20 protein-coding genes are annotated in these 24556 nt (G+C 72.1%); 9 read left to right on the top strand and 11 right to left on the bottom strand.

Features of this window, described 5'->3' with window-relative positions; translation table 11 throughout:
* Position 1: 1 nt before the first annotated feature.
* The 3 genes from ACZ5XZ_RS36065 to ACZ5XZ_RS36055 all read right to left on the bottom strand — a co-directional run bounded on the left by ACZ5XZ_RS36065 (position 2) and on the right by ACZ5XZ_RS36055 (position 3625).
* A complete protein-coding gene (locus ACZ5XZ_RS36065) occupies positions 2 to 1465 on the bottom strand; it encodes an AAA family ATPase (protein ID WP_468986148.1) in 1464 nt (487 codons plus the stop codon).
* Positions 1466 to 1478: 13 nt separating this feature from the next.
* Positions 1479 to 2195, bottom strand: coding sequence for a Flp pilus assembly protein CpaB (cpaB, locus tag ACZ5XZ_RS36060; RefSeq protein WP_468986146.1), 717 nt, complete (start codon positions 2193 to 2195; stop codon positions 1479 to 1481).
* An 80-nt stretch (positions 2196 to 2275) separates the two neighbouring features.
* A complete protein-coding gene (locus ACZ5XZ_RS36055) occupies positions 2276 to 3625 on the bottom strand; it encodes a hypothetical protein (protein WP_468986145.1) in 1350 nt (449 codons plus the stop codon).
* A gap of 315 nt (positions 3626 to 3940) precedes the next feature.
* Here ACZ5XZ_RS36055 and ACZ5XZ_RS36050 point away from each other — a divergent pair, with 315 nt between their 5' ends.
* The 3 genes from ACZ5XZ_RS36050 to ACZ5XZ_RS36040 all read left to right on the top strand — a co-directional run bounded on the left by ACZ5XZ_RS36050 (position 3941) and on the right by ACZ5XZ_RS36040 (position 7354).
* The gene (locus tag ACZ5XZ_RS36050; RefSeq protein ID WP_468986142.1) at positions 3941 to 4972 is read left to right on the top strand and encodes a chitinase; all 1032 of its coding nucleotides are present in this window, start codon (positions 3941 to 3943) and stop codon (positions 4970 to 4972) included.
* Between the two features lie 306 nt (positions 4973 to 5278).
* Positions 5279 to 6631, top strand: a complete 1353-nt coding sequence (locus ACZ5XZ_RS36045) for a M14 family metallopeptidase (RefSeq protein WP_468986141.1) — start codon at positions 5279 to 5281, stop codon at positions 6629 to 6631.
* Between the two features lie 366 nt (positions 6632 to 6997).
* On the top strand, positions 6998 to 7354 hold the full coding sequence (locus tag ACZ5XZ_RS36040; RefSeq protein ID WP_468986139.1) for a hypothetical protein: 357 nt from the start codon (positions 6998 to 7000) through the stop codon (positions 7352 to 7354).
* Here ACZ5XZ_RS36040 and ACZ5XZ_RS36035 read toward each other — a convergent pair.
* The 5 genes from ACZ5XZ_RS36035 to ACZ5XZ_RS36015 all read right to left on the bottom strand — a co-directional run bounded on the left by ACZ5XZ_RS36035 (position 7297) and on the right by ACZ5XZ_RS36015 (position 12255).
* The gene (locus ACZ5XZ_RS36035) at positions 7297 to 8250 is read right to left on the bottom strand and encodes an IS5 family transposase (protein ID WP_468986137.1); all 954 of its coding nucleotides are present in this window, start codon (positions 8248 to 8250) and stop codon (positions 7297 to 7299) included. The two genes, ACZ5XZ_RS36040 and ACZ5XZ_RS36035, sit on opposite strands and share 58 nt — an antisense overlap.
* 89 nt (positions 8251 to 8339) lie before the next feature.
* On the bottom strand, positions 8340 to 9863 hold the full coding sequence (locus tag ACZ5XZ_RS36030; protein WP_468986135.1) for a GntP family permease: 1524 nt from the start codon (positions 9861 to 9863) through the stop codon (positions 8340 to 8342).
* Between the two features lie 138 nt (positions 9864 to 10001).
* Complete coding sequence (locus ACZ5XZ_RS36025; protein WP_468986134.1) at positions 10002 to 10412, bottom strand: RidA family protein; 411 nt, start codon at positions 10410 to 10412, stop codon at positions 10002 to 10004.
* Complete coding sequence (locus ACZ5XZ_RS36020) at positions 10409 to 11170, bottom strand: IclR family transcriptional regulator (protein WP_468986131.1); 762 nt, start codon at positions 11168 to 11170, stop codon at positions 10409 to 10411. The genes ACZ5XZ_RS36025 and ACZ5XZ_RS36020 overlap by 4 nt, the downstream gene beginning before the upstream one ends.
* Positions 11167 to 12255: a sugar kinase gene (locus ACZ5XZ_RS36015; RefSeq protein ID WP_468986129.1), complete on the bottom strand. Its 1089-nt coding sequence runs from the start codon at positions 12253 to 12255 to the stop codon at positions 11167 to 11169. Before ACZ5XZ_RS36015 ends, ACZ5XZ_RS36020 begins: the two co-directional genes overlap by 4 nt.
* Before the next feature lie 189 nt (positions 12256 to 12444).
* Between ACZ5XZ_RS36015 and ACZ5XZ_RS36010 the strand changes: the two genes are divergently transcribed.
* Together ACZ5XZ_RS36010 and ACZ5XZ_RS36005 are read left to right on the top strand one after the other, a co-directional pair.
* On the top strand, positions 12445 to 13734 hold the full coding sequence (locus ACZ5XZ_RS36010) for an amino acid deaminase (protein ID WP_468986126.1): 1290 nt from the start codon (positions 12445 to 12447) through the stop codon (positions 13732 to 13734).
* 10 nt (positions 13735 to 13744) lie between these two features.
* The gene (locus ACZ5XZ_RS36005; protein WP_468986123.1) at positions 13745 to 15379 is read left to right on the top strand and encodes an N-acyl-D-amino-acid deacylase family protein; all 1635 of its coding nucleotides are present in this window, start codon (positions 13745 to 13747) and stop codon (positions 15377 to 15379) included.
* A 3-nt stretch (positions 15380 to 15382) separates the two neighbouring features.
* Here ACZ5XZ_RS36005 and ACZ5XZ_RS36000 read toward each other — a convergent pair whose 3' ends face one another.
* On the bottom strand, positions 15383 to 17527 hold the full coding sequence (locus ACZ5XZ_RS36000) for a P-loop NTPase fold protein (protein WP_468986121.1): 2145 nt from the start codon (positions 17525 to 17527) through the stop codon (positions 15383 to 15385).
* A 188-nt stretch (positions 17528 to 17715) separates the two neighbouring features.
* On the opposite strand from ACZ5XZ_RS36000, the gene ACZ5XZ_RS35995 reads away from it, so the two are divergent.
* Both ACZ5XZ_RS35995 and ACZ5XZ_RS35990 read left to right on the top strand, forming a co-directional pair.
* Positions 17716 to 18927 carry a pyridoxal phosphate-dependent aminotransferase gene (locus ACZ5XZ_RS35995; protein WP_384432481.1) on the top strand — a complete coding sequence of 404 codons (1212 nt, stop codon included), beginning with the start codon at positions 17716 to 17718 and terminating at the stop codon, positions 18925 to 18927.
* A gap of 84 nt (positions 18928 to 19011) precedes the next feature.
* Positions 19012 to 19458 (top strand): SCO4983 family protein, encoded by a 447-nt coding sequence (locus ACZ5XZ_RS35990; RefSeq protein ID WP_468986119.1) that lies wholly within the window; start codon positions 19012 to 19014, stop codon positions 19456 to 19458.
* Between the two features lie 117 nt (positions 19459 to 19575).
* On the opposite strand, the gene ACZ5XZ_RS35985 is transcribed toward ACZ5XZ_RS35990, so the two are convergent.
* Complete coding sequence (locus ACZ5XZ_RS35985) at positions 19576 to 21408, bottom strand: phosphoenolpyruvate carboxykinase (GTP) (protein WP_468986117.1); 1833 nt, start codon at positions 21406 to 21408, stop codon at positions 19576 to 19578.
* Positions 21409 to 21647: 239 nt separating this feature from the next.
* Here ACZ5XZ_RS35985 and trhA point away from each other — a divergent pair, with 239 nt between their 5' ends.
* Both trhA and ACZ5XZ_RS35975 read left to right on the top strand, forming a co-directional pair.
* Positions 21648 to 22364 carry a PAQR family membrane homeostasis protein TrhA gene (gene trhA, locus ACZ5XZ_RS35980; RefSeq protein WP_468986114.1) on the top strand — a complete coding sequence of 239 codons (717 nt, stop codon included), beginning with the start codon at positions 21648 to 21650 and terminating at the stop codon, positions 22362 to 22364.
* A 159-nt stretch (positions 22365 to 22523) separates the two neighbouring features.
* On the top strand, positions 22524 to 23159 hold the full coding sequence (locus tag ACZ5XZ_RS35975; protein WP_468986113.1) for a TetR/AcrR family transcriptional regulator: 636 nt from the start codon (positions 22524 to 22526) through the stop codon (positions 23157 to 23159).
* Here ACZ5XZ_RS35975 and ACZ5XZ_RS35970 read toward each other — a convergent pair.
* Positions 23149 to 24498 (bottom strand): amidase, encoded by a 1350-nt coding sequence (locus ACZ5XZ_RS35970; RefSeq protein WP_468986164.1) that lies wholly within the window; start codon positions 24496 to 24498, stop codon positions 23149 to 23151. The two genes, ACZ5XZ_RS35975 and ACZ5XZ_RS35970, sit on opposite strands and share 11 nt — an antisense overlap.
* Positions 24499 to 24556: the final 58 nt, after the last annotated feature.

Here is a 24556-nt window from a genome sequence, read left to right as displayed (position 1 = left end):
CTCAGCCCTCCTCGTAGGGACCGGCCGGATCGAACGGCCCGGGGCCGCCGGCCGCCGCGGCCGGCCCCCGCCGCGCCCCGAACCGGGTGCCGGACCCCGACCCGGCCCCGGACGCGGACCCCGATGCCGGGCCCGGACCCGTCCCGGAACCGGGAGCCGCCCCCGCCGTGAGGGCCTTGCGCTTGCGCCCCGTCAGCGACGGACGCGCCCGATGGCTGCCCCGCCCCTGCCGCGCGGCCGGTGACTCCACCAGCCCCAGCTCGCCCGCCAGCGCCCACAGCGCCTGCTTGACCGTCGACCGGCCGTCCAGGTCCTGCATCCGCCCGGCGTCGACGCAGGGCTGCAACTCCTTGAAGGCGGCCGGGACATGGGTGCGGGCTACGTGGGTGCCGGTGGCCTTGGCGACCAGCGGCGGCTGGATCTCGGTGCCGCGGGTGAGGCGGTTGACCACCGTCGTGGTGTCCTCCGCCTTGCGGATCTGCAGCCGGTCCCACAGCCGCACCTGCCGCTTGGCGGCGCGTACGGCCACCACGTCCGGGGTGGTCACCAGCAGGGCGGCGTCGGCGAGTTCGACGGCGGCGGCGTTCGCGGACTGCATCTGGGAGCCGCAGTCGACCAGCACCACCTCGTAGCGGGAGCGCAGTGCGCCGATGATCTGGCGGGCCGCGCGGTCGTCGACCTCCTCGCCGCGCTCGCCCTCCTCCGGCGCCAGCAGCAGTCCCAGCCCCGTGTGGTGGTCGTGCACCGCGTCCTGGAGCACCCGTACGGAGATGTCCTGGATGCCCGCCAGGTCGACGACCGAGCGGCGGAACTGGACGTCCAGGTAGGAGGCGACGTCGCCGGACTGCAGGTCGAGGTCGACCAGCGCGACGCTGCGGCCCGCGGCCCGCGCGGCCAGCGCCAGCTGCACCGCGGTGACCGTCGTGCCGACCCCGCCCTTGGCACCGGTGACGGTCACCAGCGTCCCGGCCGGCCCGGGTGCGGCCTCCGGGCCGGCCCCCAGGTGGACCCGTACGCCCGCCGACCACTGGGCGGCGGCCTGCACCCGGGCGGCCAACTCCTCGTAGCCGAGCGGCAGTCCGACGATGCCGCGGGCGCCGGCGTCCATCGCCGCGGAGAACAGCGCGGGCCCGGCGTCCGTGGTGATCAGCACGACGCCGACCGCGGGGAAGCGCAGCGCCACCTCGCGGATCACCTCCAGCGCCGGTGTCGGGCCGATCCGTTCGTGGACCAGCACGACCTCGGGGAGCGCCTCGACGGCCGAGGGCGCGCCGGCGGCGGAGGTGGCCTGGCCCGCCGGCGGGGCCGCACCGCTTCCGGCGGCGGCGCCGGCCAGGGCGTCGATCAGCGCCGCGGAGTCGGCGACGGCGGGCGCGGGTTCGGCGTCCGGCAGCTGGTCGAGCAGCGAGGACACCGCACGTGCGGCGTCCGGGTCGCCGATCGCGGCGAGGATGCGGATGGTCACCTGAGCCTCCCGGTCACTTGTCGCCGTCGAGGGTGTAGGTGCGCTGGCCGGGCGGGATGGCGGCCTCGTTGCCCGGGGCGAGCAGGGCAAGCCGTACGTGGGAGGCGAAGGACTCGGCGTACGCGACCCGCTGGGCGTCCTTGGTGTCCAGCGCGAAGGTGATCGGGACGGCCTCGCCGGCCTGCCGTCCGGTGGTGGTGTCCCCGGGGTCCTTGGCCTCCAGGGGCGTCAGCTTGCCGACGTCGATGACCTGGGCGCCGGCGACGATGACCTTGGAGACCGGCTTGTCCTCGGGGCGCTTGCCCTCGAAGGTGGCGTAGATGTTCACCCGGGCACCGGGGTTGATCTTGCCGGCCACTCCGGTGGCGGCGTCGATCATGATGGCGATCTCCTGCTGTCCGGGCTTCAGCGCGGGCCGCTCGACGATCATGTCGACCTGGAGCAGCGAACCCTTCTTGAGCGGGGTCACCGCGATCTTGCCGCTGACCTTGTCCAGGTCGGTCACGGCGGTCGGCGGCAGCCAGCGCTGCGGCATCTTCACCTTCTCGAACTGCCCGGGATCCAGCGGTTTATAGGCCGCGACATCCGTCCTGAGCCGGTACGCGGTCTTTTCGGGGCCGACCTTGGACTCGACGTTCTTGATCACCGACAGTACGCCGACGAACGCGCCGACCGCGCACAGGAGCGACAGGAGCAGCAGGATCACTCCGCGGCGCTGACGTGAGTTCATGGGGCAGGGACCTCGATCGGGGCGGGGACGGGGCGGGCGGTCGTCGTGGGTGGGGGCGGTCGGGCTCGCGGCGGCGGGGATCAGCGCACGCGGGCCACCGTCCGCGGGGCACCGGGGACTTCGTGGTGGGCGGACAGATCGGGGTGGCCGGGCAGGTCGGGATGGCCGGCGAAGTCGGGGTGACCGGGCAGGTCCCAGCGGCCGGGGGCACCGGGGCCGTCGCACGCGTAGGGGTTCCCCGGCACGGGGCGCCCGGACCCGTAGGGGTTCCCCGGCACAGGGCGCCCGGACCCGTAGGGGTTCCCCGGAACTCCGCCTTCCGGGCCACCCGTTGCGGCACCCGGCCCGCGGACGTCCAGCTGGCCGGGTGCGGTGCCGCCGCCGGGCGCACCGCTCCGTACGCCCGTGACGCCGGGCACCCCCGACGGGGCGACCGGGGACAGTCCGCGCTGCGTCCACGGCGCGAGCGGCTGCCCGGATTCCGCGGCCGGCTCCTGGGCGGACTCAGGCTGTGCGGGCGTGGCCGGATCCGGCGCGGCGGCCGGATCCGGCGCCGCTATGGCCGCGGGGTGGCGGCCGGAGGAGCCGCCCCGTGCGGCCCGGTTGCGCGCCAGCGGCGCCGCGCAGAACGCGCAGTGGTCGCCGAGGACCTCCAGGCCGCACCAGCCGCACTCCGCCCGCCGTACCGACGCCACCAGCTGGCGGAGCACCGACGGGTCGGGGATGGCCGCGGCGAACTCGATCAGCTTCTGGGTCCCCCACCACCGGGCGGACTCCGCGGGCAGCCGCTCCTCGTAGGCCGCCCGCACCTGCCAGGCCGGGGCGAGCGACGCGGTCACCCACTCCGCGGTGAGCTGGCCGCGGGCGACCGCGAGGTGGGTGGCGAATCCGGGGGCCGGCAGCCCGGCCTCGGTGCTGTGCCGGTCCAGGTGCAGCAGCCGCGGCTCGGGGTTGGCCAGCACCGCGAAGTGCGCGCCGGGCAGCCAGGACTTCATGTGGGAGCGCAGATCGACCTCGACCCGGTCCAGGCCGCTGACGCTGCCCAGCAACGCGCCCGCGTGGATGTAGTGGCTCAGCAGCCGCGCCGAACTGGCCAGCACACCGGGGCTGAAGCCGCACAGCGACAGCTGCCGCAGCTGCCGGGCGAGCAGCGCCACGCCCAGCGGCGGCAGGGACACCGGCACGATGGCGACCCGGTCGCTCTCCAGGACGGCGCGCAGGGTGTGCAGCCGACGGACGTGCTCCGGCGGGCAGGCGGAGGAGTACAGCGCGACGAGGTGGCCGTGGTGCTCCAGCACCGCGGCGAGTTCCGTCAGCGCGTCGTCCAGCGGCTGCAGCCGCGGCGCCTGGAGGACGACGGCGGCGGGGGTCTGCCGGTCGGTCGCCGGCAGCGCGAGGTCAGGGCTGGTGACTGCAATCGCGGTCGGCACGTCGCTCCCCCACTCCCTTCGGCCTCCGGGGGTCCCGGGACCGCGGATCGGCACAGCTCTGCGCCATAGGCGCCATACGCTCAGCACTTTATCCACAGACATACGCCCCAGAGAACACGTTCTGGGCTACTCGTCATCACGAGCACCCCCTAGGGAAATAGCGCATACCCCCCGAGCGACGACTACGCGAACACCGGCCCGTGTCCGGGCCCTTGACAGGCTCAATGGTCTGGACCACCTTGTACGGCAAGCGCAGGGGCCCCTGAATGCGCATCCGCACCACTCCCCCCAACTTCCCCCCACTCGGAGGCAGTCGTGGTTCGCGCACGATCAGGAAGACTCCCCAAGCGGCTGCCGGCCGGGCTGGCCGCCGCCGTACTGGCCGCGGCCGGCGCCCTCGTGGCCGGCACCGCCCACGCCGCCGAGGACCACCCCGCCCCGGCCTCCCCCGCGGCACACGCCGCCGCCGTCCCCGCGCACGCCCTCACCGGCTACTGGCAGAACTTCGACAACGGCGCCACGGTGCACAAGCTCAAGGACGTCGACGACGCCTACGACATCATCGCGGTCTCCTTCGCCGACGCGGCCGGCCAGCCGGGCGCCGTCACCTTCCACCTGGACCCGGCCGTCGGCTACGGCTCGGTCGACGACTTCAAGGCGGACATCAAGGCCAAGCAGGCCGCCGGCAAGTCGGTGATCGTCTCCGTCGGCGGCGAGAAGGGCGCGGTGTCCGTCAACGACGACGCCTCGGCGAAGAACTTCGCCGACTCCGTCGGCACGCTGATGGACGAGTACGGCTTCGACGGCGTCGACATCGACCTGGAGAACGGCCTCGACTCGACCTATATGACCAAGGCGCTCAAGGCCGTGCACGCCGCGCACGGCGACGTCGTGGTGACCATGGCACCGCAGACCATCGACATGCAGTCACCGCAGAACGAGTACTTCAAGACGGCGCTGGCCGTCAAGGACTTCCTGACCGTCGTCAACATGCAGTACTACAACAGCGGTTCGATGAACGGCTGTGACGGCAAGGTCTACGCACAGGGCACGGTCGACTTCCTGACCTCGCTCGCCTGCATCCAGCTGGAGGGCGGCCTGGACCCCTCCCAGGTAGGCATCGGCGTCCCGGCGTCCTCGAAGGCGGCGGGCAGCGGATATGTGGCACCGGGCGTCGTCAACGCCGCGCTGGACTGCCTCACCAAGGGCAGCGGCTGCGGCTCCTTCAAACCGTCGAAGACCTACCCGGGGCTGCGCGGCGCGATGACCTGGTCGACCAACTGGGACGCCGCGAACGGCGGTGAGTTCGCCGGCCAGGTGGGCGGCCACGTCCACGGCCTCCCGTAGAGCGCCACCCCCCACAGCCAGGTCCCGCGCACCGTGTGCCCGGGGCCTGGCTGCTCGCATGTCACGTCCCCGCGTCGGTTCACCTGCGGTCGCCGCCGGCTTCGGCAGCGTTTGTCGTGCGCATTGTGAGCTCCACCGCCCCGCGAGGCAATCAATCTCCCCAAAACGACGGCAAGTTGACGGATTCGGCGGCGACCCCGCTCGCCCGGGCCGCCGCAGATATGGCCAGCCGGCACCTTGACCCAGCCATGCCAAGCCTCAACACTGACGCCGTCGCTTCGACTCACACCCCCCACAGGAGACCGCATGCGACCACGAATACGCGGCGGACGCACCACTGTCCTCGCCGCACTCCTCTCCCTCGCGCTCGCCGGCCCGATCGCCGCGGCCGCCCAGGCGCAGAACCCTCCACCCGGCCAGTCCGCCACGGGCGCCGCCCGCGCCGCCGAACGCCCCCACCAGTACGAGGTGACCGGCCCCGCCACCGCCGTGGCCCGCGCCGCGCTCGCCGCGACCGGCGTCAGCATCGACGAGGTGCACGCCCGGTCCGTCGTCGTCACCGCCGACCGGGCCCAGGCCGACCTGGTCCGCAGCCTCGGCCACCGGGTGCGCCAGTTGCCCGACCCGCCGGGCGCCGCCAAGGGCACGCCGCCGACCCGCGTCAAGGACTTCCCGCAGGGCTACACCGGCTACCACACCTACGACGAGGCCACGAAGGAGATCGACGGCCTGGTCGCCAAGTACCCGGAGATCCTCAGCAAGCAGAAGATCGGCACCTCCCACGAGGGCCGGGACATCCTCGCCCTCAAGCTCAGCAAGAACGTCGCCAAGGACGAGAAGGAACCCGAGGTCCTCTTCACCGCCCACCAGCACGCCCGCGAGCACCTCACCGTCGAGATGGCCCTCTACCTCCTGGGCGAGTTCACCTCGAAGTACGGCTCCGACGACCGCGTGACCAAGATGCTCGACTCCCGTGAGATCTGGATCATCCCGGACCTCAACCCCGACGGCGGCGAGTTCGACATCGCCTCCGGCGACTTCGCCATGTGGCGCAAGAACCGCCAGCCCAACTCCGGGTCCAACGAGGTCGGCACCGACCTCAACCGCAACTGGGACTTCAAGTGGGGCTGCTGCGACGGCTCCTCCGGCGACCCGGGCGACGAGACCTACCGCGGCCCCTCCGCCGCCTCCGCCCCCGAGGTGAAGGTCGTCTCGGACTTCGTCCGCAGCCGCGTCGTCGGCGGTGCCCAGCAGATCAAGACCGCCATCGACTTCCACACCTACAGCGAACTCGTCCTGTGGCCCTTCGGCTTCACCCACGACGAGACCGGCCCCGGCATGACCCAGGACGACCACGACGCCTTCGCCGCCATCGGAAAGAAGATGGCCGGCTCCAACGGCTACACCCCCGAGCAGTCCAGCGAGCTCTACATCACCGACGGCTCGATCGACGACTGGCTGTGGGGGGATCAGAAGGTGTTCGCGTACACCTTCGAGATGTTCCCCTCCTCCTCCGGCTCCGGCGGCTTCTACCCCCGGGACTCGGTGATCGCGAAGGAGACGGCCCGCAACCGGGAGGCGGTGCTCCAGTTGCTGGAGACCTCCGACTGCCCGTACCGCGCGATCGGCAAGGAGGAGCAGTACTGCAAGGCCGGTTGAGCAGCCGCCCGGTCCGTCGTGGACGGACCGGGCACCACCGGTGAAGCGCCGCCGCGTCTAGGCCGTGTCCGACGGGTCGGGTGACGGGTCCTGTGCTGGAGTCGTCCGCCAGGGACGGGAGTTGGGGCTGCTGCGGGGCCTGGCTGATTTCGCATTTCAGACACCAGTGCAGAGTTTGGGTGACCTGGCCCCGGACGAGGATGGTTCGTGTCCAGTTCGTAGGCAGGTGCCTTGGAGGTCACACGGATGCGCGGTATCACCATGACAGCCCTAGCGGTCCTCTTGGCCGCACCAGCGGTGGCCGGGCCAGCCAGCGCCAGCCCAGTAGAGACCCACAGCAGCCGATCATCTGCCTGCGGAAAAAGCGTGGCCAAGCAAGCGAGCCTGCCAAAGTCGGATGTGACCGCTCGTGGCGCAGGCGGGGCCTCGACCCGCAGTCAGCCAACGAAGGAGCTGACGGCTAGGGCAGTGTTCTACAAGGCACCCCCCAACAACATGACCCTGTGCGGATACCACTACGACCCCAACCTTTTCGCCGTAAGCACCACCCTGTTCCCCTGTCACACGAAGATCAGGGTGACCAACCTGAAAAACCGCAGGTCGCTCGTCGCGACCGTCATCGATCGGCGGGACCGAGACATTGCGCTCAGCAAAGCCGCCGCGGATTACCTCGATATTTCCCACTTTTTCCCAAACAAGGTCAAAGTGGTCGAGGTGGTGTAATGGCCGGGTGGCGGGCCATCAACGGAGCCATGCCAGATCGCGGCGAGGGTGACCGTTCCGTGAAAGACGTACGCCCTCTTGTCATACCGGGTCGCCACGGCGCGGAAGCCCTTGAGCGCGTTGATGGTCCGCTCGACTTCGTTCCTGCGGGCGTACCTTGCCCGGTCGAAGCCGGCCGGGCGACCGCCTTGGCTGCCGCGCCGCTGGCGGTTGGCCCGCTGGTCCCGGCGCTCGGGGATTGTGTGCCGGATCTGCCGCCGTCGTAGGTAGTTGCGGTTTCGGCGTGAGCTATACGCTTTGTCGCCGCACAGGTGGTCGGGGCGGGTCCGCGGGTGGCCTCCCGTCGGGCGCGGGACACGGATGCGGTCCAGTACCGGGATCAGCTGTGGGGCATCGCCCCACTGTCCGGGGGTAATCAGGATGGCCAGCGGGCGGCAGCCGCCCTCGCTTGCCAGGTGGATTTTGGTGGTGAACCCGCCGCGCGAGCGGCCCAACGCCTCGTCGGTCCGATGCTGGGCAGGGCGGCTACGTCGTCCCGATATCCGTGCCGGCCGATGGTGAGCTCCGGACGAATGCTGGTGAGCACGGCATACCGTGGAATCCACGCTCACCACACTCCAGTCGACCCGGCCCTCCGCGTCGGCGTCCGCCTGGACAGCCCGCAGGATCTTCTCCCAGGTGCCGTCTGCTGACCATCGCCGATGGCGATCGTGTACTGTCTTCCACTTTCCGAACCCCGTGGGCAGGTCCCTCCATGGGATGCCGGTCCGCTGCCGGAAGAGAATCCCGTTGATGACCGTGCGGTGGTTCCTCCACCGCCCGCCCCGTCCCACGTTCGTCGGAAGGTGCGGCTCCAACCGAGCCCACTCAGCATCTGTAAGGTCGCCCCGCCCCACGCCCAACGGAACGATCCGCTAGTGGTCCCGTCACCCGACCCGTCGGACACGGCCTAGGGCCTTTCCGACCCTGATCCATCGGACAGGCCCTAGACGACCAGGCTCACCAGCGCGGCCACCGCGAAGCCCGCGACCGACAGTACGGACTCCAGCACCGTCCAGGACTTGAGCGTGTCGCGCTCGGTGATCCCGAAGTACTTGCTGACCATCCAGAAGCCGCCGTCGTTCACATGCGAGGCGAAGATCGACCCCGCCGAGATCGCCATGATGATCAGCGCCAGGTGGGCCTGCGACAGGCCCTGGCCCTCGACCAGCGGGACCACGATGCCGGCCGTCGTGACGATGGCGACCGTCGCCGACCCCTGGGCCACCCGCAGGACCAGCGAGAGCAGGTAGGCCAGGACGATCACGGGCAGGCCCAGGTCGTGGAAGGTGTCGGAGAGGGCGGTGGCCACCTGGCTGCCCTTGAGCACGGCGCCGAAGACGCCGCCGGCGCCGACCACCAGGATGATGTTGCCGACCGGCTTCAACGACGCGGTCGAGACCCGCTCCAGCGACGTGCGCGACCAGCCGCGGCGGATGCCCAGCAGGTAGTACGCCAGCAGCAGGGCGAGGGTCAGCGCGACGAAGGGGTGGCCGAAGAACTCGACGACCGAGCGGCCGGTCGAGGGGGCCAGGGCGATGGAGGAGAAGGTCGCCAGGAGGATGAGCAGCAGGGGCGTGCCGATGATGGCGAGGACCGCGCCGAGCGCGACGGGCCTCTCGCGTCCGGTGGCGCCCGCGGCCCGCTGCTCGGCGGCGACGGCCGCCCTGGCCTCGGCCGCGGCCTCCACCATGTCCTGCGGGACCTCGACGAACAGGCGCCTGCCGATCCAGGCGGCGTACGCCCAGGCCGCGAGCACGGCGGGGATGCCGCAGATCACGCCCATGAGGATGACCCAGCCCAGGTCGACCTTGAACAGGCCGGCCGCGGCGACCGGTCCCGGGTGCGGCGGCAGGAAGGCGTGGGTCACCGACAGGCCGGCCAGCAGCGGCAGGCAGTACAGGAGGACCGACCTGCCGGCGGGGGTCCGGCCCGCGCCGGGCTCGCCGGATGGCCGGGGGAGCTTGGCGACGGCGTACACGATCGGCGCCAGGACGAAGATGCCGACGTCGAAGAAGACGGGGATGCCGAAGATCAGGCCCGTCATCCCCATGGCCAGCGGGGCGCGCTTCGCGCCGAAGAGGCGGAGCAGGCGGGTGCTCAACACCTCGGCGCCGCCGGAGACTTCGAGGATCGCGCCGAGCATGGTGCCCAGGCCGATGATGATGGCGACGTGGCCGAGGATGCCGCCCATGCCGGTCTCGATCATCGAGACGGCGTCGGACTTCTGCACCGTGCCGAAGAGTTCGGTGACGGAGAGGCCGGCGGCCAGGCCGACGGCGAGGGAGACGCCGAGCAGGGCGACGAAGGGCTGCAGCCGGACCTTGATGATCAGGACGAGCAGGAGGGCGACGCCGAGGGCGGCGACCGTCAGCAGGCCCGCGGTGCCGGGTATCAGGGCGAGCAGGCCGCCGGTGTGCGGCGGGGTGGCCGGCGTGGGGGCGGGCGCGGCCGCGACGAACAGGGACATGAGGGGGGACCTCGTAATTCCATGTGTCTTTCGGGGCAGGAGGGAGCGCGGCACGGCACCCGGGAGAGCGTGGCAAAGGGTGCCGTGCCGTGAGGACGTACGACTTGCGGGGTGTTCAGCGGTGCTGTGGCCAGGGCGTCAGCCCAGGACCGCGAGGGCGTCGATCTCGATGAGCAGGCCCTCGGGGAGACCGACGTAGACGGTGGTGCGGGCGGCGGGGGCCGCGGTCAGGCCCTGCTCCTCGAAGTAGGCGTTGTAGAGCGCGTTCATCTCGGCGAAGTGGTCCACGTCGGTGAGGTAGACGCGGATCATCATCACGTCGTCCCAGGTGGCACCGCCCGCTTCGAGGACGGCGTGGACGTTGGCGAGGGTCTGCAGGGTCTGCTCGCGCAGGGTGGGGCCGGCGGGCGTCGGGGGCTGGCCCTCGACGGCGGGCAGGAAGCCGACCTGGCCGGCGACCTGCAGGATGTTGCCCTTCTTGACGCCGTGGGAGAACGCCGCGGGCGGGGCGGTGTGGGTGGCCGGGGTGATCGCGGTCTTGTCCGTCATTCGGTCTCCTTTACTGGGGTCTTGCCGGAGTACTCCCGGCTGATCGCCTCGGCGGTGCGGCGTACCAGCGGGAGCAGTGCGAGGAGTTCGTCGGCGCTGACGACGACGTTCGGTGCGGAGACCGACATGGCGGCGACGGCCCGCCCGTCCGCGCCGCGGATGGGCGCCGCGACGCAGTTGATGGACTCCTCGTGGCCACCGAGGTCGGTGGCCCAGCCCTGTTCGCGGACCTTGGCCAGTTCGGCGAGGAAGGCCGTGGCGTCGGGGGTCGAACGGGACGTGTAGCGGGGGTAGTCGAGCTTCTCCGCGAGGGCGCGGCGCTCGGGCCCGGGCAGGTCGGCGAGGAGCAGTTTGGCCACGGCGGCGACCGTTATCGCCACGGGCTTGCCGATCCGGGAGTACATCCGGACCGGGTAGCGGCTCTCGACCTTGTCGATGTAGAGGACCTCGTTCTCCTCGTGGACGGCGAGGTGGACGGTGTGTCCGCACTTCTCGTTGAGTTCGACCAGGTGGGGGTGGGCGATATCGCGTACGTCGAGGTTCTCGACGGCCTGCTGGGCCAGCGCGAAGAGCCGGGCGCCGAGGCGGTAGCGCTGGTCGGGCTGGCGGTGGACGAGCCCGTGCTCGTGCAGGGTGCGCAGCAGGCGCAGCGCGGTGGACTTGTGGACGCCGAGTCGGTCGGCGACCTGCCCCAGGTCGGCGGGTCCCTCGGCGAGCAGCGGCAGGATGCTCAGCGCGCGGTCGACGGTCTGACTCATGGCGTGGATACCTCCTGGGCGGCCCGCTCGTCGGCTGTCGTGGCTTTCGTCCAGCCGGGGCCGAGGTGCAGTGTCTCCCAGGCCTTGGTGCCGAGGGCGGCGAGGCGGTCGGCGTGCGCGCGGGAGGGGGGTGGTGTGAGGTCACCGGGGACGGTGAGGACCGCGGCGGCCCACAGGTGGCCGTGGCGGACGCGGGCGGGGACGGGCAGGCCGCGGAGGGTGGCGGAGAGGTATCCGGCGGCGAAGGCGTCGCCCGCGCCGACGGCGGCGACCACGTCGACGCGCGGGGCGGGCACGGTGTGCCGGCCGCCCCGGCGCTCGTAGGCGACCGCGCCCGCGGCGCCGCGCTTGACGATGAGGGTGGCGGGCTCGGGCAGCGCCTCGCGCAGGGCGTCCGGGCCGCCGGTGACGCCCCAGGCCGCGGCCGCCTCGTCCTCGCCGACGAAGACCAGGTCGGCGCCGCGGGCGAGGTCGAGCAGGACGCGGGCGTCGTCGGCGCTCTGCCACAGGCCGGGCCGGTGGTTGACGTCGAAGGAGATGAGCGGGCGGCCGCCGGCGGGGCGGGGGGCGGTGAGTTCGCGCAGCAGGCCCAGGCAGTCGGCGGAGAGCGCGGCCGTGATGCCCGACAGATGCAGCACCCGGCCGGCGCGGATCGCGGCCAGGTCCATGGTGGCGGCGGACATGGCGGAGGCGGCGGAGCCCGCCCGGTAGTAGGCGACCTCGTGGGCGTCGGTGGCGCGGTCGCCGGCGGTGCGGAAGTAGACGCCGGTGGGGCGCAGCGGGTCGCGCCGGGTGAAGGAGACGTCGACGCCGCAGTCGGCGATGGCGGTGAGCAGGTGGTCGCCGAAGCCGTCGGCGCCGACGCGGGAGATCCAGCGGGCGGTGTGGCCGGCGCGGGCGAGGGTACAGGCGACGTTGGATTCGGCGCCGCCGATGGCGCGGTCGAAGGACGGCACGTCGGCGAGCCGCCCGGGGCGGCTGGGCAGGAAGGTGACCATGGACTCGCCCAGGCAGACGACGTCGGCGTCCGGGGCGGGGGCGCCGTCCGGGGCGGTGTGGCTGCCGGCGTTCGAGGACCTGGTCACGATCGGTTGCGCTCCTTCGCTGGGCGGCTCGTTCGGGCGGTGTCCGGGGCGGTGTGCCGCCGTGTGTCCGGCCGCTTTCGGGCCGTGTTCCGCACCATTGACCGGGCGATGGCTCGGATGTTAGACAGCTGTAAGCGATATGCGCAATGAGTGTTGCAGAGCGTGCAACAAGAACTTTGAGGAGGCCCCATGGCCGGCGAGCGGCTCACGCAGGGACTCGGGGAACTCGCGGACGAACGGGTCGACCACCGCTTCAAGGGCCTCCCCCCGGACGCCGAGGGACTGACCGTCGGCGAGCTGGCCGCCGAGCGCCGCAACCTGTTCACCGGCGGGTTCACCACCCCCGTGCTGGCCCTGGCCGCCGACTCGGTCGAGCACAACCTGGCGCTGATGGAGACGTACGCCACCCGGCACGGGTTGGCCTTCGCCCCGCACGGCAAGACCTGCATGGCCCCGCAGCTCTTCGCCCGCCAGCTGGAGCACAGCGCCTGGGGCATCACCGCGGCCGTCCCCCACCAGGCCCGGGTCTACCGCACCTTCGGCATCCAGCGGATCTTCCTGGCCAACCAGGTCGTGGACCCGGCCGCGCTGCGCTGGCTGGCCGGTGAGCTGGCCGCCGACCCGGACTTCCGCTTCGTCTGCTACGTCGACTCGCTGCGCGGTATCGAGCTGATGGACGTGGCGCTGCGGGAGGCCGGGGCCGTCCGCCCGGTGGACGTGGTCGTCGAGCTGGGCGCCGGCGAGGGCGCACGGACCGGTGTCCGCACGGAGGCCGAGTGCCTGGAACTCGCCGACGCCATCGCGGGCGTGGACACCCTGCGCCTGGTGGGCGTCGCGGGCTACGAGGGCGAGGTGCCCGACGCCGACTCCGAGCGGGTGACCGCCTGGCTGCGCCGGCTGGTGGCGCTGGCCGTGGAGCTCGACAAGGCGGGCCGGTTCGCCGACCTGGACCAGATCGTGGTCAGCGCCGGCGGCAGCGCCTGGTTCGACGCGGTCGCCGAGGTCTTCGCGGCCCTCCCCGAGCTGTCCGCGCCGACCTTGAAGCTGCTGCGCTCGGGCGCGTACGTCAGCCACGACGACGGCCACTACCGCAAGCTCACGCCCTTCAACCGCGTCCCCCGGGAGGGCGCCCTGCAGCCCGCCTTCCGGCTGTGGGCGCAGGTCGTCTCCCGTCCCACGCCCGAGCAGGCGTTCCTCAACGCGGGCAAGCGGGACGCGGCGTACGACCTGGACCTGCCGCGGGCCCAGGTCGTACGGTCCGGCCGGGACGGCACCGAGCGGCCGGCCGACGGGCTCACCGTCACCAAGCTGTCCGACCAGCACGCCTGGCTGGCCACCGAGCGCTCCGGCGATGTGGAGGTCGGCGACTGGGTCGGACTGGGGCTGTCGCACCCCTGCACCTCCTTCGACAAGTGGCAGCTCATCCCGCTGGTCGAACGGGACGGAACGGTCACGGACTTCATCCGCACGTTCTTCTAGGGAGCCGGTGGTGGAAGACCTCGTCATCCGGGACGCGGAGGTGGTGGACGGCAGCGGCGCGCCCTCCTACCGCGCCGACGTGGTGGTCGACGGCGGCCGGATCGTCTCGATCGTCAAGGAGGCCGCGGCGGCGGGCTGCCAGCGCCCCACCGCCCGGCGGGAAGTCGACGCCGAGGGCCTGGTCCTCTCCCCCGGCTTCATCGACATGCACGCCCACAGCGACCTCGCGCTGCTGCGCGACCCCGACCACAGCGCGAAGGCCGCACAGGGCGTGACCCTCGAAGTCATCGGCCAGGACGGGCTGTCGTACGCGCCGGTCGACGACCGCACGCTCGCCGAGGTGCGCCGCGCGATCACCGGCTGGAACGGCTACGGCGAGGGCGACATCGACTTCACCTGGCGGTCGGTCGGCGAGTACCTGGACCGGCTGGACCACGGCTTCGACGGCCGCGGCATCGCGGTGAACGCCGCGTACCTGATCCCGCAGGGCACGGTCCGGATGCTCGCCGTCGGCTGGGAGGACCGCGCGGCGACGCCCGAAGAGCTGGCGCGGATGCGGCAGTTGGTCGCCGAGGGCATGGCGCAGGGCGCGGTCGGCATGTCCTCCGGGCTCACCTACACGCCCGGCATGTACGCCGACGACGCCGAACTCACCGAGCTGTGCCGGGTGGTGGCGGAGTACGGCGGCTACTACTGCCCGCACCACCGCTCCTACGGGGCGGGCGCCCTGGAGGCGTACCAGGAGATGATCGCCCTCACCCGCGAGGCGGGCTGCGCGCTGCATCTGGCCCACGCCACCATGAACTTCGGCGTCAACGAGGGCCGCGCGCCCGACCTGCTGTCCCTCCTGGACGCCGCGCTGGACGCCGGCGCGGACATCACCCTCGACACCTACCCCTACACCCCCGGCTGCACGACGCTGGTCGCGATGCTGCCGAGCTGGGCCGGCGAGGGCGGCCCGGAGGCGGTGCTGGCCCGGCTGCGCGACGAGGCGACGGCCGCGCGGATCCGGCACGTCATGGAGGTGGAGGGCGCGGACGGCTGCCACGGCGTGCCCATCGACTGGGACACCATCGAGATCTCGGGTGTCGCGGACCCGGCCCTGGCCGGCCATGTCGGCCGGACCGTCGCGCACACCGCCGCCGAACGCGGCGAGGAGCCCTGGGCGACCGCCCGCCGCCTGCTCATCGACGACCGCCTCGGTTCGACGATCCTCCAGCACGTCGGCCATGAGGACAACGTCCGCCGGATCATGCGCCACCGGGTGCACACCGGCGGCAGCGACGGCATCCTCCAGGGCGACAAGCCGCATCCGCGGGCGTACGGCACCTTCCCGCACTACCTCGGCCGTTACGTCCGCGAGTCGGGCGTGCTGTCGCTGGAGGAGTGCGTCGCCCATCTGACGGGCCGCCCGGCCGCCCGGCTGCGGCTGCCCGACCGGGGCCTGGTGCGCGAGGGCCACCGCGCCGACCTGGTCCTCTTCGACCCGGACACGGTCGCGGCGGGGGCGACCTTCGACGCCCCCCGCACGCTGCCGACCGGTATCCCGCACGTCCTGATCGACGGCCGGTTCGTGATCGAGGACGGGCGGCGCACGGATGTGCTCGCGGGGCGGACGGTACGGCGGACGGCCGGCCGGCGCTGACGGTCACAGCGAGGGGAACCACCCGGTTTGCGACAGTGACCCCCGCCGGGGCGGCTTCCGGTCACCCGGCGGGGTCCGCTCCTCGGCCCGGCCCTGCAGGGCCAGCAGCACCAGTTCGCGCAGCTCCTGCTCGTTGTTGGTGAGCGAGGCGCCCAGCGCGGCGGCCCGCTCCTCGCGTTCGGCGGACCGCCGGATGGTGAAGAAGACCACCGGGCCGTCGTAGTGGCCGTCCTCCTTGAGCCGCCGCACCATCTCGAAGCCCGCGGAGTGGTCCGTGCCCCGGCTGATGTCGGAGACCAGCAGGTCGGGCGCGCGGTTGCGGAGGGCCTGCACGGCGGCGGCGCTCTTGGGCACATGGCTGACCTGCGCCCCCAGGCCCTCCAGCACCTCGCGCACCACGGCCTTGCGGTCCGGCTGGTCGTCGACCCACAGGACGTCGAAGGCCGGCACGGCCGGATACGGGGCCGGATACGCGGCCGGGTACGGGGCCTGCTGCGGATACCCGCCCTGCGGGTAGACCCCCTGCGGGTAGGCCCCCTGCGGCACCGGGGACGGCTGCGCCGGAGGCCGGCCCTGCTGCGGTATCTGTGGCGGCATCTGCTGCGGCGGCGCCCCGTAACCGCCGTACGGCTCGTCGCCCGGCCACGCCAGCGGCGGGCCGAACCCGGTGGCGTAGCCGTCCGCGCGCGCCCCCAGCCCCTGCCACACCGGGGCCCACTCCTGGGACATCCGGGTCGGCTCCGCACCCGGGCCCAGCGGGCCCTCGCGCAGCCGCAGCAGCAGCTGCGCGGCGTCCGGGCGGGCGGTCAGCTCGTCCACCAGGGAGGTGAAGGCCGGATTGACCACCAGGTCCGGGAACTCGTTGGGCAGTTGGCGCTCCAGGACGGCCAGCACCTCGTCGCCGCCCGCGCCCAGCGGCTGCGGCAGCACCAGGTCGTAGCGCGCGAGGAAGTCCCGTACGGGGGCCTCCTCCCCGGGCGTGCCCGCGGGCGCCAGCAGCGTCCGCCGCACCTCCCGGTAGGTCCGGAACTCGGCCACCACATCGCCGTCGACGGTGCCCGACGGGCCGGTCATCATGCGGTAGAAGTCGGGATAGAAGTACTGCAGCAGCAGCGTCCTGATCACCGCGTCCGGCCCGAAGTCGCGCCAGACGGGGTTGAGCGTGGCCTCCAGGACGAAGCCGTTGACCAGGCGCTTGATGCGGCGCGGGTTGCGGTCCGAGCGCTGGACCAGCAGGTCGACCAGGGCGTCGTCGAGCAGCGGCTCGATGCCGGCGGTCCGTGCGCACCAGCGGATGTAGTCCTTGACGCCATGGTTGTCGGCGGTCGGGATCCGGTAGCTGGTCTGGAAGATCTTCTCCATGAACGCCGAGCCGGCCGGCGACAGATCGCGCAGCAGCCCGTTCGGCCCGAGCGCCGAGCGGTCGCAGCCGACCACGAACGCCAGCCCCGGTACGTCCAGATAGACCTTCACCGCCTCGCAGACGGCCAGCACCGTCTCCTCCGAGCAGCGGTCGAGGTCGTCGATGAAGACCACCAGGAGCCGGCGGGGCCGGAACTCGGCGGTCTCGGACCACTCCTGGACCAGGTCGCCGATCGCGCCCCGCATCTCGTTGCGGGCCTGGGAGTCGACGGACAGGCTCTTCCACAGCTCGTCGACCAGGCCGGCCACCCCCAGCGGCCCGGCGGCGACGGTGCTCAGCGCCCGCAGGGCCCGCAGCAGCGCGCGCCGCTCGCCGACCCGCTGCAGTCCGCGGCGCAGCACCCGCCGGTCGAAGCGCATCAGGACGGACTTGATCAGCCCCTCCAGCGCGTCGGCGCCGGTCGAGGTCCAGGCGTTGTACCAGACGGTGTGCACCTCGGGGGCGAGCGCCAGCTCCGCGTCGACCAGCCGCATCAGGCTGCTCTTGCCCATGCCCCAGCCGGCGTCGACGGCGAGCGTGAAGGGGGTGGAGGCGCGGGAGGCGACCAGCAGTCCGGCGAGCTGCCGGGCGGCCCGGCCGGCGCCGAGCAGGTCCGCGCCGGGCTCGCCGACCGGTTCGTCGTTGAGCAGCGCGAAGGGACCGTGCGCCGGAGGTGCGGACGCGGCCGGCGCGGGGAGGGGTAAGCCGGGTGTGCTGGACGGGGGCAGGGGCGCCGAGGTGGCCATGCGCCCGGAGCGTACCGGCGTACGCGCCCGCGCGCCGGTCTACCGTGAAATCACCAGGGCACGCGGAATCAGCGGCGCGGCGCGGCCCCGCGGTTGATCACCATCCGTGAGGAACCCCACACCATCCGCTGATCGACGTGGGGAAAAACACCGGGCGGGTACCGAAACGCGCCCGTAAGGTGGCGGACATGCAGGTGATCCAGTCAACGAAGCTCGCCAACGTCTGCTACGAAATCCGTGGCCCGGTGCTCGAGGAGGCCATGCGGCTGGAGGCGGCGGGTCACCGCATCCTCAAGCTCAACACCGGCAACCCCGCGGCGTTCGGCTTCGAGTGCCCGCCCGAGATCCTGGAGGACATCCTCCGTACGGTCGGGACGGCACACGGCTACGGCGATGCCAAGGGCCTGCTCTCCGCCCGCCGCGCGGTGATGCAGCACTACCAGACCCAGGGCATCGATCTCTCCGTCGACGACATCTACCTCGGCAACGGCGTCTCCGAGCTGATCCAGATGTCGATGCAGGCGCTGCTGGACGACGGCGACGAGGTGCTGGTGCCCGCGCCGGACTACCCGCTGTGGACGGCGTCGGTCTCCCTTTCCGGCGGCACGGCCGTGCACTACCGCTGCGACGAGCAGGCGGACTGGATGCCGGACCTCGCCGACATCGAGCGCAAGGTCACCGACCGCACCAAGGCCATCGTCGTCATCAACCCCAACAACCCCACGGGGGCGGTGTACGACGACGAGCTGCTGCGGGGCATCGCGGAGCTCGCCCGCCGGCACAACCTGATCGTCTGCGCCGACGAGATCTACGACAAGATCCTCTACGACGGCGCCACCCACACCCCGTTCGCCTCGCTCGCCCCCGACCTGCTGACCTTGACGTTCAACGGACTGTCCAAGGCGTACCGGGTCGCGGGCTACCGCAGCGGCTGGATGGCGGTCTGCGGCCCCAAGGCGCACGCCGCCTCGTACATCGAGGGGCTGACGATCCTCGCCAACATGCGGCTGTGCGCCAACATGCCGGCCCAGCACGCGGTGGCCACCGCCCTCGGCGGCCGGCAGTCGATCAACGACCTGGTGCTGCCCGGCGGCCGCCTGCTGGAGCAGCGGGACACGGCCTACGAGCTGCTGACCCAGATCCCCGGCGTCAGCTGCGTCAAGCCGAAGGGCGCGCTGTACGCCTTCCCCCGGCTGGACCCGAAGGTCTACAAGGTCAAGGACGACCGGCAGATGGTCCTCGACCTGCTGCGCGCCGAGAAGATCATGATCGTGCACGGCACCGGCTTCAACTGGCCGGAGCCGGACCACTTCCGGCTGGTCACCCTGCCCAGCAAGGACGACCTGGCGGACGCGGTCACCCGGATCGGCACCTTCCTCGACGGTTACGGACAGTACTGAGCCGACCCGACCTCTGTACGGAACTCAACTTTAGACAGCGTCTAAGCTAGGATGGCTTCCTGAACGTATTCAGGAGGCTGTCCCATGTACGAACCGATCCGCACCAAGTCGGTCCACACCATGGCCGCCGCCGCCCCGCAGGTCCCGCACCGCTCCCGTGAGGAAGAGCTGCAGATCCGGCTCGCCGGACAGCTGACCGCGTTGCTCACCGTCACCGACGAGCTGCACGCGCTGGCGGCCCGGGCCGAGTCCGCCGGGGCCCGGGAGCTGGACGCCGCCGCGCTGGCCGCCGCCGCCGACCGCATCGCCGAGCAGGTCGCGCGGCTGAGCGGCGGCCACTACCCGCTGCGCGCCGAGCCCACCGACGGCGGCGCCGCGCCGCGCGTCGAGGCCCTGCAGCAGCGCGCCCGCACCCTGGCCGGGAACGCCCTGGCGGTCGCCACGTCCCGGGACGACGCCGCGGCGATGACCCTGGCGGCGGAGCGGATGGCGGCGCACGCCGAGCCGCTGCCGGATCTCGCCTCGGCCTGACGGCCCGCTGACGCGGCGGCGTCACCCGACCGGACGATCCGGGACGGAGATCTCGAACGGGCCGGGGCCCCGCACCACGTTCGTGCGGGGCCCGGCCGGGCGTGCGGTCGGCGCCGGCTACTGCTCCAGCCGCTGGACCAGCGCCCGGTACTCGTCCCACAGCTCCTTGGGCGTGTGGTCGCCGAAGGTGTTGAGGTGGTCGGGGATGAGGGCGGCCTCCTCGCGCCAGATCTCCTTGTCGACGGTGAGCAGGAAGTCCAGATCGGCGTCGGCCAGTTCGAGGCCCTCGGTGTCCAGGGAGCCCTTCGCCGGCAGGATGCCGATCGGGGTCTCCACACCCTCGGCGCGGCCGTCGAGCCGGTCGACGATCCACTTCAGGACGCGGCTGTTCTCGCCGAAGCCCGGCCAGACGAACTTGCCCGCGTCGTTCTTGCGGAACCAGTTCACGTAGTAGATCTTCGGCAGCTTCGACTGGTCCTTGCCGGCGCCGACCTTGACCCAGTGGGCCATGTAGTCGCCCATGTTGTAGCCGCAGAACGGCAGCATGGCGAACGGGTCGCGGCGCAGCTCGCCGACCTTGCCCTCGGCGGCGGCGGTCTTCTCGGAGGCCACGTTCGCGCCGAGGAAGACGCCGTGGTTCCAGTCGAAGGACTCGGTGACCAGCGGCACGGCCGAGGCGCGGCGGCCGCCGAAGAGGATCGCCGAGATCGGCACGCCCTTGGGGTCCTCCCACTCCGGCGCGATGATCGGGCACTGCGAGGCGGGCACGGTGAAGCGGGCGTTGGGGTGGGCGGCCGGGGTCGCGGACTGCGGCGTCCAGTCGTTGCCCTTCCAGTCGGTGAGGTGGGCCGGAGTCTCCTCCGTCATGCCCTCCCACCAGATGTCGTTGTCGTCGGTCAGGGCGACGTTGGTGAAGACGGAGTTGCCCCACAGCGTCTTCATGGCGTTGGCGTTGGTGTGCTCGCCGGTACCGGGCGCGACGCCGAAGAAGCCGGCCTCGGGGTTGATCGCGTAGAGCCGGCCGTCCTCACCGAACCGCATCCAGGCGATGTCGTCGCCGATCGTCTCGACGGTCCAGCCGGAGATCGTGGGCTCCAGCATGGCGAGGTTGGTCTTGCCGCAGGCGGACGGGAAGGCGGCGGCCACGTACTTCGACTCGCCCTGCGGCGGCGTCAGCTTGAGGATCAGCATGTGCTCGGCGAGCCAGCCCTCGTCGCGGGCCATGACGGAGGCGATGCGCAGGGCGTAGCACTTCTTGCCCAGCAGCGCGTTGCCGCCGTAGCCGGAGCCGTAGGACCAGATCTCGCGGGCCTCGGGGAAGTGCGAGATGTACTTGGTGGAGTTGCACGGCCACGGAACGTCCTGCTCGCCCTCGGCCAGCGGCGCGCCCAGGGTGTGCACGGCCTTGACGAAGAAGCCGTCGTCGCCCAGCTCGTCCAGGACGGCCCGGCCCATGCGGGTCATGGTGCGCATGGAGACGGCGACGTACGCGGAGTCGGTGATCTCGACGCCGATCGCGGACAGCTCGGAGCCCAGCGGGCCCATGCAGAACGGGACGACGTACATCGTCCGGCCCTTCATCGAGCCGCGGAAGATGCCGCCCTGGCCCTGCTCACCGGTGAAGATCTCCCGCATCTCGGCGGGGGCCTTCCAGTGGTTGGTCGGGCCGGCGTCCTCCTCCTTCTCGGAGCAGATGAACGTGCGGTCCTCCACCCGTGCGACGTCGGTCGGGTCGGAGGCCGCGTAGTAGGAGTTGGGGCGCTTGATCGGGTCGAGCTTCTTGAACGTGCCCTTGTCGACGAGCTCCTCGCACAGACGCTCGTACTCCGCCTCCGAGCCGTCACACCAGACGACCCGGTCGGGCTGGGTGAGCGCTGCGATCTCGTCGACCCAGGAGATGAGGCCTTGGTGACGGGTCGGAATGGTGGGAGCCGCGTTGTCGCGCGCCACGATCGCTCCTAGATGAGGGTGTGGACGGATGCCTGCCCGTTGTGACGGGATGATCCGCTTCTTTTGGTTGTCTGCCCCTTGGGGGCTGCGACCCGGATGCTTCGCGACCGCTCATCCGGTGCCGACCGCACTCATTTGATCATCCGACCCTAAGAGAGTTCTGTCCAGAGGGCGCCTTCGTGACCGTCACCACTTCCGTATGAATCGGTAACTTACGGTGGCGTAGGTAGCATTGCGCCATGACTTCCGCGCCCGACGCCGCCGAGAGCAAGCTCCCCTCCGCGCCGCCCGCGATCGCGGCGGTCACCGCCGCGGCCGCGCCCCTCAAGCCGAAGCTGCGGGGCTGGCTGCACGCCGGAATGTTCCCCGCCGCCCTGCTGTCCGGCGTCATCCTCACCGCCCTCGCCGACAGCCCCCGCGGCCGCCTGGCCTGCGCCATCTACACGCTGACCGCCTGCCTGCTCTTCGGCGTCAGCGCCCTGTACCACCGCGGCAATTGGAGTCCGCGGATGGACGGGGTGCTGCGCCGCCTCGACCACGCCAACATCTTCCTGATCATCGCCGGCACCTACACGCCAGTGACGGTGCTGCTGGTGCCCGGGTCCCGGGGCCAGGTGCTGCTCTGGGCGATCTGGGTGGCCGCGCTGGCCGGCATCGTCTTCCGGGTCTTCTGGGTCGGCGCGCCCCGCTGGCTCTACACCCCCTGCTACATCGCCATGGGCTGGGCTGCCGTCTTCTTCCTCCCCGACTTCCTGCGCTCCGGCGGTATCGCCGTCCTCGTCCTCGTCGTCGTCGGCGGCCTGCTCTACAGCGCCGGCGGCGTCATCTACGGCATCAAGCGCCCCAACCCCTCACCGCGCTGGTTCGGCTTCCACGAGGTCTTCCACTCCCTCACGCTCGCCGCCTTCGTCGTCCACTACGTCGGCATCTCCCTGGTGGCCTACACCCACGCCTGAGCCGCACTCCCGAGGCGCGCCCGCGGCGCACACACCGCACCGGACACCACACCCCCCTTCACCCAAAGTCATCACCTCATCCCCCAGCGTGACATGGGCCACTGACAGTCGGGCCGTCGGCATGGCCCGGCGCACACCTGATGCCGGACAATGCCGGGCATGGTCTGCGCACGCACGAACGCCACCGCCCCGCCCCGGACACCGCGGACCGGGCTGCGTGAGCGGAAGAAGGCCAAGACCCGGCAGGCGATCCGGCGGGCCGCCTACCGCCTCTTCGCCGAGCGGGGCTACCAGGCGACCCCCGTCGACCGGATCGCCGAGGCCGCGGACGTCTCGCTGAGCACGGTCTTCCGGTACTTCCCCACCAAGGAAGACCTCGTGCTGACGGACGAGTACGACACCCTGCTGGCGGCCGGGATCCGGGCCCGCCCCGCGGACGAGCCGATGGTGGAGTCGATACGGCGGGTCACCGTCGAGGCGCTGGGCAAGATCGCCGCGCAGGAAGGCGCCGAACTCCTCCAGCGCATCCGGCTGATCCGCGACGTGCCCGCCATCCGGGGGCGATCGGCGGAGCAGACCGCCCGGGTCGCCGCGCTGATCAGCGCGGTGCTGGCCGAACGCGCCGGCCGCCCCGCCGACGATCTGGAACTGCGGGTCGTCAGCGCGGCGATCCTGGCCGCGCTCCAGGAGGCGATGCTCAGCTGGGCCGCACAGAGCCCGACCGCCGACCCGGACGCGCTGATCGCGCTGATCGACCGGGCGATGGACGTACTGGCCCGGGGCCTTACGCCGTGAGGCCGGGCCGGCCGGGGACTTCGGGCGCCGCCCCGTTGAGCACGGCCTCGATCCCGGCCGCCGCCGTCAGCAGGTCCTCGTCCGCTCCGAAGCCGCCGACGACCTGCAGGCCGAGCGGCAGCCCGTTGGCGGCGTGACCGGCGGGCAGGCTGAGGGCCGGCAGACCGGCGTTGCTCCAGGGCAGACACATGATCGAGGTGCCGGTGGTGGTGAGGTCGGCGGGCGCGGGACCGGTGGCGGCCGGGGCGATCCACAGATCGACGCCGGCGGCGCTGCCCTCCGCCGCGAGGCGCTCGCGGAACTCCGCGCGCCGGGCGCGGGCCGCCTCGTAGACGGCGTCCTTGATCGTGTGGCCCTGCCGGATGGCGACCGCGGTCTGCTCCCGATAGCGGTCGCCGAAGCGCGCGAACCAGTCGGCGTGGGCCCGTGCGACCTCGTAGCGGTTCATCGTGAACAGCTGCGCCACGACCTGCTCGAAGTCGTCCATCACCGGGACCTCGCGGACCGTGTACCCGGCTGCCCACAGCAGTTCCCGCTGGTCCTTGAAGGCGCGCAGCGCCTCCTCGCCGGCCCGCTCCAGATAGGGGCCGGCCGGTATGCCCAGCACCGGACGCCGCCCGCCCGCCTCCGGCCGCGCCCCGCGCCACCTGTCGAGCAGCACCGACGCCGCGAGGGCGACACCCGCCACATCCGTGGCGTAGCACCCGAGGGTGTCGAAGCTGACGGCGTTGGGGATCACCCCGTCGACCGGTATCCGCCCGTAGGTGGGCTTGAATCCGGTCACGCCGCAGTACGCGGCGGGCCGGATCATCGAGCCGACGGTCTGCGTCCCGATGGCCAGCGGCACCATGCCGGCGGCGACCGCGGCCGCCGAGCCGCTGCTCGAACCCCCGGGTGTGTGGGCCGGGTGGTGCGGATTGCGGGTCGGTCCGGGCGCCGTGACCGCGAACTCCGCCGTCACGGTCTTGCCGGCGATCAGCGCGCCGGCCGCGCACAGCCGGTCGACGACGGCGGCCTGCGGACCGCCGAGCACCTCGGGCGGCAGCGCCGAGCCGGCCCGGGTCGGCAGGCCGTCGACCCGCACGATGTCCTTGACGCCCACGGGGACGCCGTGGAGCGGCGGCCGCCCCGAGGGGTCCTGCGCACCGTCCGCCGCCGGCACCCGCGCGGCCGCCGACAGCCGCTTGCGCCGGCCGGGCTCCGGCACGAACGCCCGCACCTGCCGATCGACGGCGTCGATGCGGTCACACGTACGGTGCGCCGCGGCGAGCGGGTCGTCCGTGCCGGCCCGCAACGCCGCGGCCTCGTGGACTAGGGGACGCCGCCCCAGCAAGGTCATCACTCCGGCAGACTACAACTGCCCACCGACAACGGCCGGTTGGCGGCCGCACCACCCG

Source organism: Streptomyces sp. NPDC033270, from assembly GCF_055576575.1.
The sequence above is the reverse complement of the archived record's forward strand: the minus strand, read 5'-3'. Positions and strand labels throughout refer to the sequence as shown.

What these genes read in the sequence shown, in the direction of transcription:
- cpaB (WP_468986146.1), bottom strand. Translation starts at nt 2,195, where the DNA reads ATGAACTCACGTCAGCGCCGCGGAGTGATCCTGCTGCTCCTGTCGCTC.
- ACZ5XZ_RS36045 (WP_468986141.1), top strand. Translation starts at nt 5,279, where the DNA reads ATGCGACCACGAATACGCGGCGGACGCACCACTGTCCTCGCCGCACTC.
- ACZ5XZ_RS36030 (WP_468986135.1), bottom strand. Translation starts at nt 9,863, where the DNA reads ATGTCCCTGTTCGTCGCGGCCGCGCCCGCCCCCACGCCGGCCACCCCG.
- ACZ5XZ_RS36025 (WP_468986134.1), bottom strand. Translation starts at nt 10,412, where the DNA reads ATGACGGACAAGACCGCGATCACCCCGGCCACCCACACCGCCCCGCCC.
- ACZ5XZ_RS36020 (WP_468986131.1), bottom strand. Translation starts at nt 11,170, where the DNA reads ATGAGTCAGACCGTCGACCGCGCGCTGAGCATCCTGCCGCTGCTCGCC.
- ACZ5XZ_RS36010 (WP_468986126.1), top strand. Translation starts at nt 12,445, where the DNA reads ATGGCCGGCGAGCGGCTCACGCAGGGACTCGGGGAACTCGCGGACGAA.
- ACZ5XZ_RS36000 (WP_468986121.1), bottom strand. Translation starts at nt 17,527, where the DNA reads ATGGCCACCTCGGCGCCCCTGCCCCCGTCCAGCACACCCGGCTTACCC.
- ACZ5XZ_RS35995 (WP_384432481.1), top strand. Translation starts at nt 17,716, where the DNA reads ATGCAGGTGATCCAGTCAACGAAGCTCGCCAACGTCTGCTACGAAATC.
- ACZ5XZ_RS35990 (WP_468986119.1), top strand. Translation starts at nt 19,012, where the DNA reads ATGTACGAACCGATCCGCACCAAGTCGGTCCACACCATGGCCGCCGCC.
- trhA (WP_468986114.1), top strand. Translation starts at nt 21,648, where the DNA reads ATGACTTCCGCGCCCGACGCCGCCGAGAGCAAGCTCCCCTCCGCGCCG.
- ACZ5XZ_RS35975 (WP_468986113.1), top strand. Translation starts at nt 22,524, where the DNA reads ATGGTCTGCGCACGCACGAACGCCACCGCCCCGCCCCGGACACCGCGG.
- ACZ5XZ_RS35970 (WP_468986164.1), bottom strand. Translation starts at nt 24,498, where the DNA reads ATGACCTTGCTGGGGCGGCGTCCCCTAGTCCACGAGGCCGCGGCGTTG.